The sequence below is a fragment of the Haladaptatus ordinarius genome (assembly GCF_054177595.1).
Window position 1 is genome coordinate 22,604 of sequence record NZ_JBPEHH010000046.1, and the last position, 13,952, is coordinate 36,555.

11 protein-coding genes are annotated in these 13,952 nt (G+C 63.3%); 6 read left to right on the plus strand and 5 right to left on the minus strand.

Annotated elements, in window-relative coordinates:
- The first annotated feature begins 141 nt into the window (after window positions 1-141).
- The 4 genes from ACR3FF_RS16240 (at window position 142) to ACR3FF_RS16255 (ending at window position 5,365) form a co-directional block, all read left to right on the plus strand.
- On the plus strand, window positions 142-2,622 hold the full coding sequence (locus tag ACR3FF_RS16240) for a heavy metal translocating P-type ATPase (protein ID WP_458189139.1): 2,481 nt from the start codon (window positions 142-144) through the stop codon (window positions 2,620-2,622).
- Between the two features lie 90 nt (window positions 2,623-2,712).
- Window positions 2,713-3,300 carry a hypothetical protein gene (locus tag ACR3FF_RS16245; RefSeq protein WP_458189140.1) on the plus strand — a complete coding sequence of 196 codons (588 nt, stop codon included), beginning with the start codon at window positions 2,713-2,715 and terminating at the stop codon, window positions 3,298-3,300.
- A 99-nt stretch (window positions 3,301-3,399) separates the two neighbouring features.
- Complete coding sequence (locus ACR3FF_RS16250; RefSeq protein ID WP_458189141.1) at window positions 3,400-4,308, plus strand: cation diffusion facilitator family transporter; 909 nt, start codon at window positions 3,400-3,402, stop codon at window positions 4,306-4,308.
- A gap of 25 nt (window positions 4,309-4,333) precedes the next feature.
- A complete protein-coding gene (locus ACR3FF_RS16255; protein ID WP_458189142.1) occupies window positions 4,334-5,365 on the plus strand; it encodes a matrixin family metalloprotease in 1,032 nt (343 codons plus the stop codon).
- Here the strand turns inward: ACR3FF_RS16255 and ACR3FF_RS16260 are convergent.
- The 4 genes from ACR3FF_RS16260 to ACR3FF_RS16275 all read right to left on the minus strand — a co-directional run bounded on the left by ACR3FF_RS16260 (window position 5,362) and on the right by ACR3FF_RS16275 (window position 11,109).
- Window positions 5,362-6,636 carry a S8 family peptidase gene (locus tag ACR3FF_RS16260; RefSeq protein WP_458189143.1) on the minus strand — a complete coding sequence of 425 codons (1,275 nt, stop codon included), beginning with the start codon at window positions 6,634-6,636 and terminating at the stop codon, window positions 5,362-5,364. The genes ACR3FF_RS16255 and ACR3FF_RS16260 overlap by 4 nt on opposite strands.
- Window positions 6,637-6,827: 191 nt before the next feature.
- Window positions 6,828-7,922, minus strand: coding sequence for an aminopeptidase (locus ACR3FF_RS16265; RefSeq protein WP_458189144.1), 1,095 nt, complete (start codon window positions 7,920-7,922; stop codon window positions 6,828-6,830).
- A gap of 69 nt (window positions 7,923-7,991) precedes the next feature.
- Window positions 7,992-8,408 carry a CBS domain-containing protein gene (locus ACR3FF_RS16270; RefSeq protein ID WP_458189145.1) on the minus strand — a complete coding sequence of 139 codons (417 nt, stop codon included), beginning with the start codon at window positions 8,406-8,408 and terminating at the stop codon, window positions 7,992-7,994.
- Window positions 8,409-8,490: 82 nt separating this feature from the next.
- A complete protein-coding gene (locus tag ACR3FF_RS16275) occupies window positions 8,491-11,109 on the minus strand; it encodes a valine--tRNA ligase (RefSeq protein WP_458189146.1) in 2,619 nt (872 codons plus the stop codon).
- A gap of 664 nt (window positions 11,110-11,773) precedes the next feature.
- Here ACR3FF_RS16275 and ACR3FF_RS16280 point away from each other — a divergent pair.
- Complete coding sequence (locus ACR3FF_RS16280; protein ID WP_458189147.1) at window positions 11,774-11,935, plus strand: hypothetical protein; 162 nt, start codon at window positions 11,774-11,776, stop codon at window positions 11,933-11,935.
- 51 nt (window positions 11,936-11,986) lie between these two features.
- Window positions 11,987-12,880, plus strand: a complete 894-nt coding sequence (gene gnd, locus ACR3FF_RS16285; RefSeq protein WP_458189148.1) for a phosphogluconate dehydrogenase (NAD(+)-dependent, decarboxylating) — start codon at window positions 11,987-11,989, stop codon at window positions 12,878-12,880.
- A 4-nt stretch (window positions 12,881-12,884) separates the two neighbouring features.
- Here gnd and ACR3FF_RS16290 read toward each other — a convergent pair whose 3' ends face one another.
- Window positions 12,885-13,721, minus strand: coding sequence for a class I SAM-dependent methyltransferase (locus ACR3FF_RS16290; RefSeq protein ID WP_458189149.1), 837 nt, complete (start codon window positions 13,719-13,721; stop codon window positions 12,885-12,887).
- Window positions 13,722-13,952 lie beyond the last annotated feature (231 nt).

Consider the following 13,952-nt stretch of genomic DNA (forward strand, 5'->3'; position numbering starts at 1 on the left):
AAACGGTCGTGGAACGCTTGGGAGTAGCTTGCCTCGCTGGCGCGTCTAGTAACTAACAACCCATTATTTACTAGAGCTTCCTAACTTCGGCCCGAATTCTGGCAGGGCAATTAATAACTCTCCAGCGGTTAGAGTCGCCCAATGACTAGCCGAACGGAGACGCTTCGCCTCTCTATCCCCGGGATGGACTGTCCCTCCTGTGCCGGGAAAGTTACCGCGAGCGTCGAATCGGTGGACGGGGTGACCGAGACGGACGCGCAGGTCACCGCCGGACGACTCGTCGTCTCGTACGACGCCACCCGAGCAGACGCCGCCGACGTCCGAACTGCCGTCGAGAACGCGGGCTACGAGGTGGACGAAACGCGCACCGAAACCCTCTCTGTCCCCGGGATGGACTGTCCCTCCTGTGCCGGGAAAGTCGAGAACGCGCTGTGTGGCGTTTCGGGCGTCACGGAGTTCGACACCCAACCGGCGTCCGGGCGCGTCGTCGTCACCACCGCCGAGGCGTCTCGCGACGACCTCGTCGACGCGGTCGAAAGTGCAGGTTACGAGGTCACCGACGTCGCGAGCGACGACGGGCGAGCAGTCGAGTCCCCACACGAGGTGTGGACGAGCACCCGCGCGTTGAAGACGTGGGCCGGGGGGGCGTTCCTCGTCGTGGGATTGGCACTGCAGTTCGTCTTCCCCGCTCTTAATCCCTCGCTCGGTACCGCCCTCGGCAGGGAGTTCACCCTGGCCGACGCCGGATTTCTCGCCGCCGTCGCACTCGGCGGGCAGGAAATCGTGCGGAACGGCTACTACTCCGCGAAGAACGCCAGTCTCGATATCGACCTGTTGATGGCCGCCGGGATTCTGGGCGCGCTCGCGGTCGGCCTCTACTTCGAAGCCGCGACGCTCGCGGTGCTCTTTAGCATCGCCGAACTGTTAGAACGCTTCTCGATGGATCGCGCCCGCAACTCCTTGCGCGAACTCATCGACCTCTCGCCCGACACGGCGACCGTGCGCAGGAACAGCGACGAGGAGACCGTCCCCGTCGAGGAAGTTCACGTCGGCGACACCGTGGTCGTCCGCCCCGGCGAGAAGATTCCGATCGATGGCGACGTTCGCGACGGAACGAGTTCGGTCAATCAGGCCCCCATTACGGGCGAGAGCGTTCCGGTCGAGAAGAGCGAAGGCGACGAGGTGTTCGCCGGGACGGTGAACGAAGAAGGATACCTCGAGGTCGAAGCGACCGCCGAGGCGGGCGATTCGACCCTCTCGCACATCGTCGAACTGGTGGAAGACGCCGAGAGCAACCAGACCGACCACGAGCAGTTCGTCGACCGGTTCGCGGGCTACTACACGCCCGCCGTCGTCACGGCCGCCATCCTCACTGCCGCAGTCCCGCCACTGCTGTTCGACAGGGCGTTCGAGACGTGGTTCGTCCGCGGTCTCACCCTGCTTGTCGTGGCCTGCCCCTGTGCGTTCGTCATCAGCACGCCCGTCAGCGTCGTCTCGGGTATCACCAGCGCGGCGCGAAACGGTGTCCTCGTCAAGGGCGGCGACCACCTCGAAGCGATGGGCGAACTCGACACCGTCGCGTTCGACAAGACCGGCACGCTGACGAAAGGCGAACTGGCGGTCACCGACGTCATCCCGCTCAACGGCAACGGCGAGGACGACGTCCTGCGCTGTGCACACAGTCTCGAACACCGGAGCGAACACCCCATCGCCGAGGCTATCGTGAATCACGCACACGAGGCGGGCGTCGAAGAGCGCGAGGTTTCCGATTTCGAGAGCCTGACCGGAAAGGGCGTCCGCGCCGACCTCAACGGTGTGACCCACTACGCCGGGAAACCCGCACTATTCTCCGAACTCGGCTTCGACCTCCAACACACGCACGTCAGTACGGACGGAGGCGTGGTCGTGGACGACAAGGTGGCCGAGGATGCGACGGTGGAAACCGAGAGCATCTGTGACCACCGGGACGACTGCCTCGACCTCCTCTCCGAAGTCGTTCCGCGCTTCGAACGGGAGGGCAAGACCATCGTCCTCGTCGGCACCGAAGACGAACTGGAGGGCGTCGTCGCCGTCGCTGACGAGGTACGCCCCGGCGCGAACGAGACGGTCGCTCGCCTCCACGAGCTCGGCGTCTCCCGCGTCGTCATGCTCACGGGCGACAACGAGGGCACGGCGCGCGCCATCGCGGAGGAGGTCGGTGTGGACGAGTACCACGCCGACCTCCTCCCGGAGGACAAGGTCGCCGCCGTCGAAGAACTCGCCGACGACGGCGTTGCGATGGTCGGCGATGGCATCAACGACGCCCCCGCAATGGCGGCCGCGACGGTCGGCATCGCCATGGGCGCGGCGGGAACCGACACCGCCATCGAAACCGCCGACGTGGCGCTGATGGGCGACGACATCGGGAAACTCCCCTATCTCCGCAACCTCGCCCGGAAGGCCAACCGCGTCATCCGCCAGAACATCTGGACGAGCCTCGCGGTGAAAGGGGTGCTCGCCGTCGGTGCGCCGCTCGGTCTCGTGCAGGTCGTCCACGCCATCGTCATCGGCGACATGGGGATGAGCCTCGGCGTGACGGGCAACGCGATGCGACTGGCGGGAATCTCCCCCGACGACGAGTGAGCCACGCTGGCGGGTTCCCCCACCGGCAAGACTCGAAGACTCGTTTGATTCTCTAGAAGACTTCTCCCGAAGTGACAACATTCATGACGTATGCACGAACTGAAACGCCGCTCAGTCCTCGCTGCTCTCGGAGGTACGCTCGTAACTGGGGGATGTGTGAGTGATTCGACTGGAGGAAATGGCACCGACGAATCGACCACCGACACTCCTCGGGGAACGACCCAGACGACCACGACGGACGATGTGACCACCACCGACGACGTAACCACGACGGACGACTGGATATCACATGTTTCGAACACACCGAAACCCGACCACGAAGTCACACTCGAAAGCGAAATCGACGACCCCCGAACCGTCCGCGTCTGGGTCGTGCGGGGGAAGACCGGTGAGACCGTCTACGACGAGACACACGATGTCTCGGCCGGGAGTGACATGGTGGTGTACAACCTGACGCAGGCCGACCCCGACGGCGTCGAAGCGTTCTCCGTCTGTGGGGCACTGGTCGGCGTTGACGCGACCTCGACCACCCCATCCACGACGAGCTCACGAGGGGAATCGGACTCGTCCGATTCCCCGCACCGCGACTGTGCGACTATCAGGACGAGCAAGTGTTGCGGAAATGCCCACGTGACGGTTCGGGACGACGGTATTCAGGTCGTCTACGCTATCTGCTAGCCTCTTCGAATCGCGCTTCTGATCTCTGAATCACACCGCTGGTACTACCGACCTGACTCCGCCACCAACTACGATACCCTTCAGTCCGTACTTCGAGCGATGGCGCACGACCACGACCACGGCGACGATGCCACCATCCGCCCGCTGACGCTCGCGCTCGCCATCAACACCGTCTTCTTCGTCGTCGAACTCGTCGGAGCCGTCTACAGCGGCTCGCTCACCCTCCTCGCGGACGCGGTTCACATGCTCGCCGACAGCGCCAGTCTCGCGCTCGCGCTGGTCGCGGCGTGGATTTCCGCCCGGCCCGCCGACGCCAAACGAACCTACGGCTACCAGCGTGCCGAGGTGCTCGGTGCGCTCGGGAACGGACTCCTCTTGCTCGTCGCGGTCGGCTACGTCCTCTTCGACGCGGTTCGACGGTTTCAGGACCCACAGCCGGTGAACGCCGAACTGGTCGTCCTGGTGGGCGTGCTCGGACTGATGGCGAACCTCCTCGCGGCGTGGGTGCTGTCGGACCACCGCGAGATTCTGAACGTCGAAGGTGCGTTCCTCCACCTGCTCTCGGACGCCGCCGGAAGCGTGGCGGCCATCGCCGTCGGCGTCGCGCTCGTGTTCACCGACCTGTACGTCCTCGACCCACTGTTCGCCGTGCTGGTCGCCGCGCTGGTGGTATACTCCGCGAAAGGCCTCTTCGTGGAGAGTCTGAACATCCTCTTGCAGGGTACCCCGTCCGGAATCGCGGTCGAGGAGGTGCGCTCGTATCTCGACGGACTGCCGGGCGTCGTGGAGGCACACGACGTCCACGTCTGGTCGCTCAGTTCGACGCAGTCCGCCCTCTCCGCGCACGTCGTGGTTGAAGACGACGTCGACCCGGATTCGGTGCTCCAGACCTGTCAGGTGGAACTGGCGAGTCGGTTCGGTATCGACCACGCGACGATACAGGTCGAATCGACGTCGCACAGCCACACGCTCGACTTCGACTGCAATTTCCGAAGCCGCAAAGCTTGATACTGTTCCGTTCTATGACTGAACAATGAGGAGACGCACGTTCCTGGTCGCGCTCGTTCTCGTCCTCTCGGGGTGTGCCGGGGCCCAGTTCGACGGGACGACGCCACAGCAGACGACGGGTAACGTGACGTCTCAGGGGATGGCCCCCACGACGGGGACGGTAGCAGATCTGTCGAACCCGTGGGGGGAGCCGGTGCTGACGGTCGCTATCAACGCCAGTGCGAACTCCTCGCGCGACCCCACCGAGGAAGTCCGCCAGGCCCTCGATTACTGGGAACAGCACAGCGAGCAGTACGCGGGGTACGCTATCCAGTACGAACTCGTTTCGAATACCGAGAATCCCGACCTCGTTATCGACTTCGTCGACGACGTACGAAGCTGTCCCAACATCCAACACGCTGCAGGCTGTGCACCGTACATCACGGACTCCGCGCAGGTTTCACGTCCGATGCACGTAGAAATCGACGATTCTTTCTCGAGTGCTTCGACCGTTCTGGTCCTGAAACACGAGCTAGGACACACGCTCGGGCTGAACCACAGTTCGGCTCCGCAGTCGATAATGGCCGCTGCGACGGTTCTCTCGAGACAACCCATGCCGAACGCGACGGAGCGTGACCTGCCCTGGGCGGACGCGAACCTGACGGTCTACATCGGTCCCACCAAGGACCACGACCGAGACGCCGTGCGAGCCCAGGTGCAACACGCACTCGACTACTACGCCCGAGGTGCTGCCGGCACCGTTCCCGCGAACGTCTCGTTCACCGTCACGTCGAATCGGTCGGCCGCAGACGTGGTCGTCCAGTTCCCCGACGAACTCCCCTGCAATCCCGGAGCGACTGGCTCCTGCGGTAGCGTACGGGGAACCGATCCCGACCGTGACGGTGCGTTAGAGGAGTACGACCGGTTGCTCGTCTCCATCACCGGCGTCGATACCGAGGCCATCGGCTGGTACGTCGGCTACTGGTTGGGATACGGATTCGGCCTCGACGAATCGGAACTCGCACCGCCGTTCGTGGACGCTTCCGCCGACGAGCGGCGAAGTGAGTGGTGGACTTAGAGCGAGTCCAGTGCGCCCTTCGCATTGAGTCGACCCGCACCGAGGTCGGCGCTGCTCTGTCCGGTCACGCCATCGGCCCCGCTTTTAATCGCGTTTTCGACCTGATTCGCGTTCGCGTCGGGAGCGACCTCGCGGAGGAGGGCCGCCGTCCCGGTCACCTGTGGGGCCGCCATCGAAGTCCCCGCGAAGTAGGCGTAGTACGCGCCGTAGATTTCCGGCGGCACCGACGAGAGAACGAGGTTGGTCGGGTAGGGCCACTCGGTGTCCGTCGAGAGCGTCTTTTCGAGCGTCTCGTAGCCACCGCCGGGCGCACCGACGTCGATGTCGTCCGTACCGTAGTTGGAGTAGAACACGCGCTCGTCGTTCGGCCCGGTCGCGCTGACGCTCATCGCACCCGCGACGCTGTTCGGCAGCGAGAAGTAGCCGCCCTGCTGAAGATTGGCCGCGTCGTTTCCGGCACTGGCGACGACCAGCGTGCCGCGTCGGGTCGCACTCTGGATGACGCGCTGGTAACCAGTTCGCAGGCCGCCAGCGTTGTACTCCGGCGGAATGGGCGACGTGCCGAGGCTCATGTTCGCCGCGTCCGCACCGATTTCTGCCGCGTAGTCGATGGCCGTCAGGATGTCACCCCGCGTCGTGTACAGTTCACCCTCGTGGTAGTAGAACACGCGCAACGAGACGATTTCGGCGTCCGGTGCGGTGCCGACGACGCCCTGCGTTCCCTCGTTGCTCGCCGCCGCGATGCCCGCGACGTGGGTGCCGTGGCCGTACACGTCCTGTGCGTCGTCGGTGATGTCCCCGAACTTGAACAGTTTGCTCAGCGATTCGTTGACGTTGCTCTCGAGGTCGGGGTGGTCGAAGTCGACGCCCGTATCGATGATGGCGAGTCGCGTCCCCGCTCCGGTCGCGCGCTCGTGAGCCTCGGGCACCTCGGTCACCTGCTTGTCCCACTGGCGGGGATAGAGTTCCTCGTCGGTGGTCTCTTCCTCGCGTTCGGGGGCGTTCAGTTTCAACAACTGGTCCGCTGCCACTTCGGAGACGCTGGTGACGTTCTCCAGTGCCGTCCGGTCGTCGGCGTCGACCAGGAGAACGTTGCCTCCGAGTTCACGCTCGACGGAGAAGCCAGCGTCCGCTACGTTGTCACCGACGTCACTATCGCTTCCGACGACGACGTATCGAGCCGTTTCGTCCGCCGAAACCTGATCGACGACGGTCAGCGCCGTCCCTGCCGCTGCCACCTGCTTTAAGAATGTCCGTCTGTCGTGTTTCATTTTTATAACGACGTCAAAGGTAATTACGTGGAAAACAATAAACTATTCGGATATATAATGGGATTTTAATTCCCCGCACGAACCGCTGTGTCTCCCCTTTCGCGTCCTCACTGTCAGCGCTCGCGTCGCCGTCCACTCGACGGCGAATCCCGACGTGTTGAACGCTCCTCCGACTGCTGGCTGGACTTCTCTCAGGCGTCGAAGCCGTCTTCCCACCGGAATGTGCCGTCTCGCTGGACGACCTCGCCGTCCACTTCCATCCGCGAGTTCTCGCTCACGTCGGTTATCATGTCGACGTGAACGGCGCTGTCGTTGCCAGTTTCGCCCTCCGGAAGACAGGAGTCGTAGGCACGTCCCACCGCGAGATGGACGGTGTCGCCCATCTTCTCGTCGAAGAGGATGTTGTCGGTAAAGCGGTCGATACCGCGATTCATCCCGATGCCGAGTTCGCCGAGTCTGCGTGCTCCATCGTCCGTGTCGAGAATATCGGCCAGTACGTCCTCGCCGACGTCGGCGCTGAAATCGACCACATCACCGTCCTCGAACGCGAGGTGGACGTTCTGGATTCGTCGGCCCTGATGTGTCATCGGCACGTCGAAGAACACCTCACCCTCGGTGGCGTAGGGGGCGGTGAACACCTCGCCGCTGGGCAGGTTGTGCGAGTCGTAGGCGACCGAAGCGCAACTGTTGACCGCAGTGCGCCCCTCGATGGACATCGTGACTTCGGTGTCCGCCGTGACGATTCTCACTTCGCGTCCATCGTCCAGAATCGTCTTCATCTTCGCCATCTCGTCGGCGAGCGACTCCCAGTCTCTGAGGACGGCGTCGTACACGAAATTCTGGTACTCCTCGTATGCCATCCCCGCCTGCTGTGCGTGAGCGCGGGTGGGATGGAGCGTCGAGATCCAGTCGCTCCCGAGGTACGCTTCGCGGACGCCCGTCCGTGATTTGCTGTACGCTTGTGCCGTCTCGCCCGGCACGTCCGCTCTTGCCATCGTGTTCGTACTTCCGCCCAGTCGGAGCACCACGTCGGCGTTCTCATACACGGCCAGTTCGTGCGATGGGTCGTCCTCGAACTCGTCTCGTGCTCGAAGATACGCGCGTTCGACTTCCTCGGAGTTGTACATCGTCACCAGGTTCCCACCGCGATCGCCTACCTTCTCTCCGACCGCCACCGCGAGGTCGTGAGCACCGTCGTCTACCACGACGACGACGTCGTCGCCGTCCTCGACCCGCGCACTCCAGTCTATCAGCACGTTTGCGTGTTCGTGGATACGTTCGTCCATACCCACCAATCGGAGACCGGAAGAAAAGTTCTCGCGATTCGAAATCGCGGCGACGCTTCTTGCCGTAGTTCAGAAGCGCGGCGACTGCTCTTCGACGACGTCCGCGACTTCGTCCAGTTCGTCGGCGAGCGTCACGAGCACGTCGTCCAACGTGACGATTCCCGTCAGCGTCCCGTTTTCGACGACCGGAATCCGGCGGATACTGGCGTCGTCCATCTGCTCGACCAGTTCGTGCGTGCTCGCACTCGATTCGATGGTTATCGGGTCCCGGGTCATCACGTCGCCGACCGACCGACTCGATGCGTCGGGGTCGTCCGCGAGCGAGAGTGCGAGCTGGCGGTCGGTGACGATTCCCACCGGTCTCTCACCGTCTACGATGGGTACGCATCCGACGTTCTCGTCCGCCATCGTCGCGGCGACGTCCGAGAGCGTGGCATCTTGGGTAGCTGTAACGACGTTCGTCGTTGCGATGTCGCTGACTGACATTGGAATCCCCCGAAGGGGAATCGACGGGAAATCACCTAAAGACGACGGCCACCATGGACCGAGAGTCGATGCGCGGGGTATCCTACGGGAAGACGAGCACCGTCGCGTGGTCGGTTTCGAGCACTTCGACTTCCTCGCCGCTCTCGGCGCGATACTCCTCTTCTATCTCCACCCAGTCACCGTCGAGGGTGACTTCCTCGCCCGCTGCGTCCAGCGTGATTTCGCCGTGGGTGTCCAACTGGGCCTTGAGTTCGGCAGGGTCGGTCGACTCCAGCGCACCGACGACCGCACCTGCTCTGTCGCGGAACTTCGGCCCGATGGATGCGTGGTCGGGAGAGACGCCGACCGGCGCGAGTTCGACGTTCGGCCGCCCTTCTTCGAGATAGACCGGTCCGTTCACGGCCTCGCTCAGGTCGTAGGTGTCGGGTTTTCGCTCGGCATCGCTATACAGTTCGATGCGGTCGAGTTCCTGATTGAGCGCCATTCCCTCGTCGGATTTCCAGGCTCGAATCTCGCTCGCGACCTCGGCGATTATCTCTCCGGCCAGTTCGGCCTCCTCGTCGTGCATCTCGACGTCGGGCCACTCGGCGCGATGGACGCTTCCGTCGGTTCCGGGAAGGTGGCTGTAGACCTCTTCGGTGACGAAGGGAGAGAAGGGCGAGAGCATCCGAGTAGTCGCCGACACGCAGGTGTAGAGCGCGTGACGCGCCGCGTTTCGTTCGCCCGGTCGGCCTTCGTAGAGTCGGCCTTTGACCAGTTCGAGGTAGTCGTCCGCCAGGTCGTTCCAGACGAACTCACGGAGTCTTCGGAGGGCACTGTCGTAGCGGTAGGCTTCCATGTCCTCGCTCACGCTCTCGGCCGTCTGTGACAGTCGCGAGAGAATCCAGCGGTCGGCGTCGCGGTAGGCCGGGTCTGGCGTGTCCGGCGTGTTCTCGTCGAAGTGGTTCGCGGAGAACTGGAAGATGTTCCAGACTTTCGTCAGGAACCGGGAGGCTGATTTGACTTCCTTCCACTGGAACTGGATGTCGCTTCCCGGTTGCCCACCCAGTGCGAGCGACTGGCGGAAAGCGTCGGCGCTGTGTTTTTCGACCGCCTCGGTCGGCGCGACGACGTTCCCGCGGGACTTGCTCATCTTGTTTCCGTCCGGGCCGAACACCATCCCGTTGACGAGAATGTCGTCCCACGGGCGCTCGCCCGTGAGCTTTCCGATGCGCAAGAGGGTGTAGAACGCCCAGGTTCGGATGATGTCGTGTCCTTGCGGGCGGAGCGCCACGGGTTCGAACTCGTCCAGTTCGAGGTCGTCGGGCCACCCCGAGATGTGGAGGGGCGTAATCGACGAATCCATCCACGTGTCCATCACGTCCGTCTCGCCGACCCACGAGTCTGCGCCGCACTCGGGACAGTCACCGACCGCCGGGCCGGTTTTGGTCGGGTCGACCGGGAGTTCCGCTATCTCGGCGATGTGCCAGTGGCCACACTCCGTACACTCCCACGCGGGAATCGGCGTGGCGAACACGCGCTGACGGGAGATGACCCAGTCCCAGTCCATGCCCTCGGTCCACTCTTCGAGACGCGAGTGCATGTGGTCGGGTATCCACTCGACTTCCGCGGCCTTCTCCAGAATTTCGTCGGGGTGGACCTCGACGAACCACTGTTCTTTCGAGAGGATTTCGATGGGTGTGTCACAGCGCCAGCAGGTGCCGACGGACTGCTCTGTCGGTTCGGAGTCGTTCAGATACCCCTCCTCGTCCAGCGTCTCTGCGACCGCTACTTTCGCTTCGTCGATGGTCAGCCCCTCGAACTCGTCCGCGAGTTCGTTCAGACGACCGTCCTCGGTGACTACCGGACGCAGGTCGAGGTCGTGGTCTGCCCACCAGTCCACGTCCTGCTTGTCGCCGAAGGTACAGATCATCACCGCGCCGGTTCCGAAGTCGCCGTCGACCTCCTCGTCGCCGACGAGTTCGACCTCCTGCCCGAACAGGGGCACTTCGAACGTCTCGCCGATTCGGTCTGCGTAGCGTTCGTCCTCGGGGTCGACTGCCATGCCGACACAGGCCGAGAGCAGTTCGGGACGTGTCGTGGCGATTTCTATATCTTCGTCGTCCGTGCCCTCGAACGTGACGTAGTAGAGGGTCCCGGTCCTGTCTTCGTTCTCGACTTCCGCATCCGCGATGGCGGTCTGACAGCGCGGACACCAGTTGACGGGGTGTTCGTCGCGGTAGACGGACTCTTCCATCTCGATGAACGAGCGCTGTGTCTTCCCCCAGTACGCTTCGTCCATCGTCCGGAACTCGGCGTTCCAGTCGATAGAGAACCCCAACTCGTTCATCGTCTCTTTCATCGAGTCGATCTGTGCTTCGGTGTGCTCGATACAGAGGTCACGGAACTCCTCGCGGGAGACGTCGGTTCGGTGGATGTCATGGTTTTCCTCGACTTTCACTTCGGTCGGGAGTCCGTGGCAGTCCCACCCTTGCGGGAAGAGCACTTCCTCGCCCTGCAGACGGTGGTAGCGCGCCGCGAAGTCGATGTAACTCCACTGGAGACCGTGCCCGATGTGAAGGTTTCCTGTCGGGTACGGTGGCGGCGTGTCGATGACGTAGTCGAGGTCGCCATCGGGGGTGTACACGTCCGAGTCTTGCCACTCGTCGCGCCACCTTCGCTCGATACGCTCGGGGTCGTAGTCGGTTGGAACGTCAGTCATGGCTGCAAATTGCTGTCGCTGTGTGGTGAATCGGCGAGAAACACGAACCGCTCGTCGTCTGCGCTAGAGACGTACTACCGACACCATCACGCTCATACCTTGACTCTGCGCGCCTTCTCTGATAAAGGTTCCCGTCCACCCTCGGTGCGAAATCAACCCCGAACCGATCGAAACGCCCAGCGAGAACGAACGACGCGACGGTTACGGCGGGTTTGGCAGTCGTGGCGGCGAGGACGAGTGGCGACCGTGGAAACTGTTCGAAACGACGTCATGTGTCACGAGGCCCCAGTTCGCTTTTCGAGCCGAATCGGCTGGACACTACTCGACTGTCGGCGGGTACAGTTCGGCCGTCCTCCGGTCGACCGACCACCTGTTTTAAACGGATGCTGTTCGCAGATTGCCACATGCCCTGCGAGGAGTGCGGCGCAAGCACTCGCGATGGCGCACGACGCTGTCGTGATTGCAGCACGCCGACTCCGAAGCACATCGAGGCCATCTGCGTTCTCGCCCTGTTCGTCGACCCGTTCGGGTTCGCACTGCTGTTTTCGGTCACCGTGATTCCGCCGTCGGTCGCCAAGACGAACCTACTCCTTCTATCGCCGTTTCTCCTCGCGAAATTCCTGCTCTACTACGGACTCTTCACCGCGAAAACGTGGGCGTGGGGGTGGGCCATCGTGATGTTCGTCAGGGTGCGCTGGTCGGACTGGTCGCCCTCTGGTTCAGCAGTTCCAGTGGCCTCGTCACGTTCGTCAGCAACGGGGCTATCGCAGTGTACGTCTACCGCCAACACGAGGTGTACGTTCCCCGCTCGCCCGCACACGCCTGACCCGCGACCGGAACCGCAACCCCTACCTCTCCCCCACGTTCACCTACTGCCATGCAACTGGGCGTCATCGGACTGGGGCGCATGGGTCGAATCGTCGTAGACAGAACGCTGGACGCCGGACACGACGTCGTTGCCTACGACGTGGCCGAGAAGGCAATCGAGTCGGCGGCGGATGCGGGTGCGGAACCCGCCGATTCGGTGGCCGATCTCGCCGAATCGCTCGGCGAGGAAAAACGAATCTGGCTGATGGTGCCCGCCGGAGAACCGGTCGACGCCGCGCTCGAAGACCTCGAACCCTACCTCGGCGATGACGACGTCGTCGTCGATGGGGGAAACTCCCACTTCGAGGACTCCGTGCGCCGGGCCGAGACGACCCCGGCGGCCTACCTCGACTGTGGGACCAGCGGCGGCCCGGCGGGCGTCGAACTCGGCTTCTCGCTGATGGTCGGCGGCCCGGCGTGGGCCTACGACGAACTGACTCCGGTCTTCGACGCCGTGGCGACCGGCCCCAACGGCCACGACCGCATGGGCGAAGCCGGGTCGGGCCACTACGTGAAGATGGTTCACAACGGCGTCGAGTACGCGCTGATGCAGGCCTACGGCGAGGGGTTCGAACTGCTCCACGAGGGCCGATACGACCTCGACCTGGAGGCCGTCGCCCGAACGTGGAACAACGGCGCGGTCATCCGGTCGTGGCTCCTCGAACTCTGTGAGGAGGCGTTCCGCGAAGAGGGAACCGACCTGGGTGACGTCGCCGACCACGTCGCAGGCGGTTCGACCGGGACGTGGACGGTCCAGGAGGCACTGGAGCAGGAGGTTCCGGTTCCGCTCATCTATCAGGCGCTCGGCGAGCGATTCGGCAGTCGGTCGGAGGGACGGTTCTCGCGCCGGTTGGCGAACCGGCTCCGGTACGGATTCGGTCGGCACGAGGTCGAACGAGAGTAGTATCCTATCGACGTGCGACGACGACGTGGGCTTCCATCGGGAAGACGATGCCGTCGTCGTCCGTGTACTCTCGGAGTGTTTTTTCGACATCCCGAACCAGTGCTTCCCGCACGTCTCGCTCTAGCCCGCCGAGTGGTCCGGCTAACGGTGAACTCGCGGCCTCTCGCCGCACGAACTCCTCCGGAGACGGGTATTGCATGGGTTCGATTCCGATGGTGATAACAACGTCATGGTACCCTGCGTCACGAACGAGGTCACGTAATTCGTCCATTCTCCACGAGGGAAACGGTGAGCGCATCATCGCCGCCGCCTCCTCGCCGACGTGGCGCTCCAAGACGTCCGCCATCACGACGTAGCTGTAATTGAACTCGATAGGTCGCCAGACGCTGACCGCGAGGCGGCCATCGGGGACGAGGACGCGGTGTATCTCCTGCAGTGCGGTCGACGGGTTCGGCACGAACTGGAGGACCTGCTGGCAGAAGACGACGTCGAACGTCTCGTCGGAAAAGGGGAGGTCGGCGGCATCTCCTTCCCGCCACTCGATAGCCGTATCCTCGTCCGACGAGGTCGCTTCCGCAACCTCGAGCATGCCCATGTTCGGGTCGAGTCCGACGACGGAGCCGTCTGACGCTACCGTTCGAGCCGCACGTCGTGCCACGATACCGGTTCCGCATCCGACGTCGAGCGCACTGTCACCCGGTTCGAGACCGGCACGTTCGACGAGTTCGTCCGCCCAGGGTGCGAACATTCCCGGAACCAGGTATCGCTCGTACGCCTCCGCGCTGCTGCCCGCAAGCTGCCATCCGTCCGACGGTTGCTGCATCTCGTCTGTGTCTCTCATAGTTCTCCCGAATGTATGTCACGAATTACCATGAAACTATCTCACGCAATATTTCACCGCGTGAATACGGCGAAGAGGTCGCTCAGTGATTCCTGTGGTTCGGTTTCTACTCTCGCTAGTTGTCCACTCTGGCTCAGGAGTCCAGCAGCTGATACGTAGTCCTGAGTGAAGCGGGTGAATCAGGAACCTGATTCATCCGCTGTCCGGATACGCACCTGGTGAACCTACCAA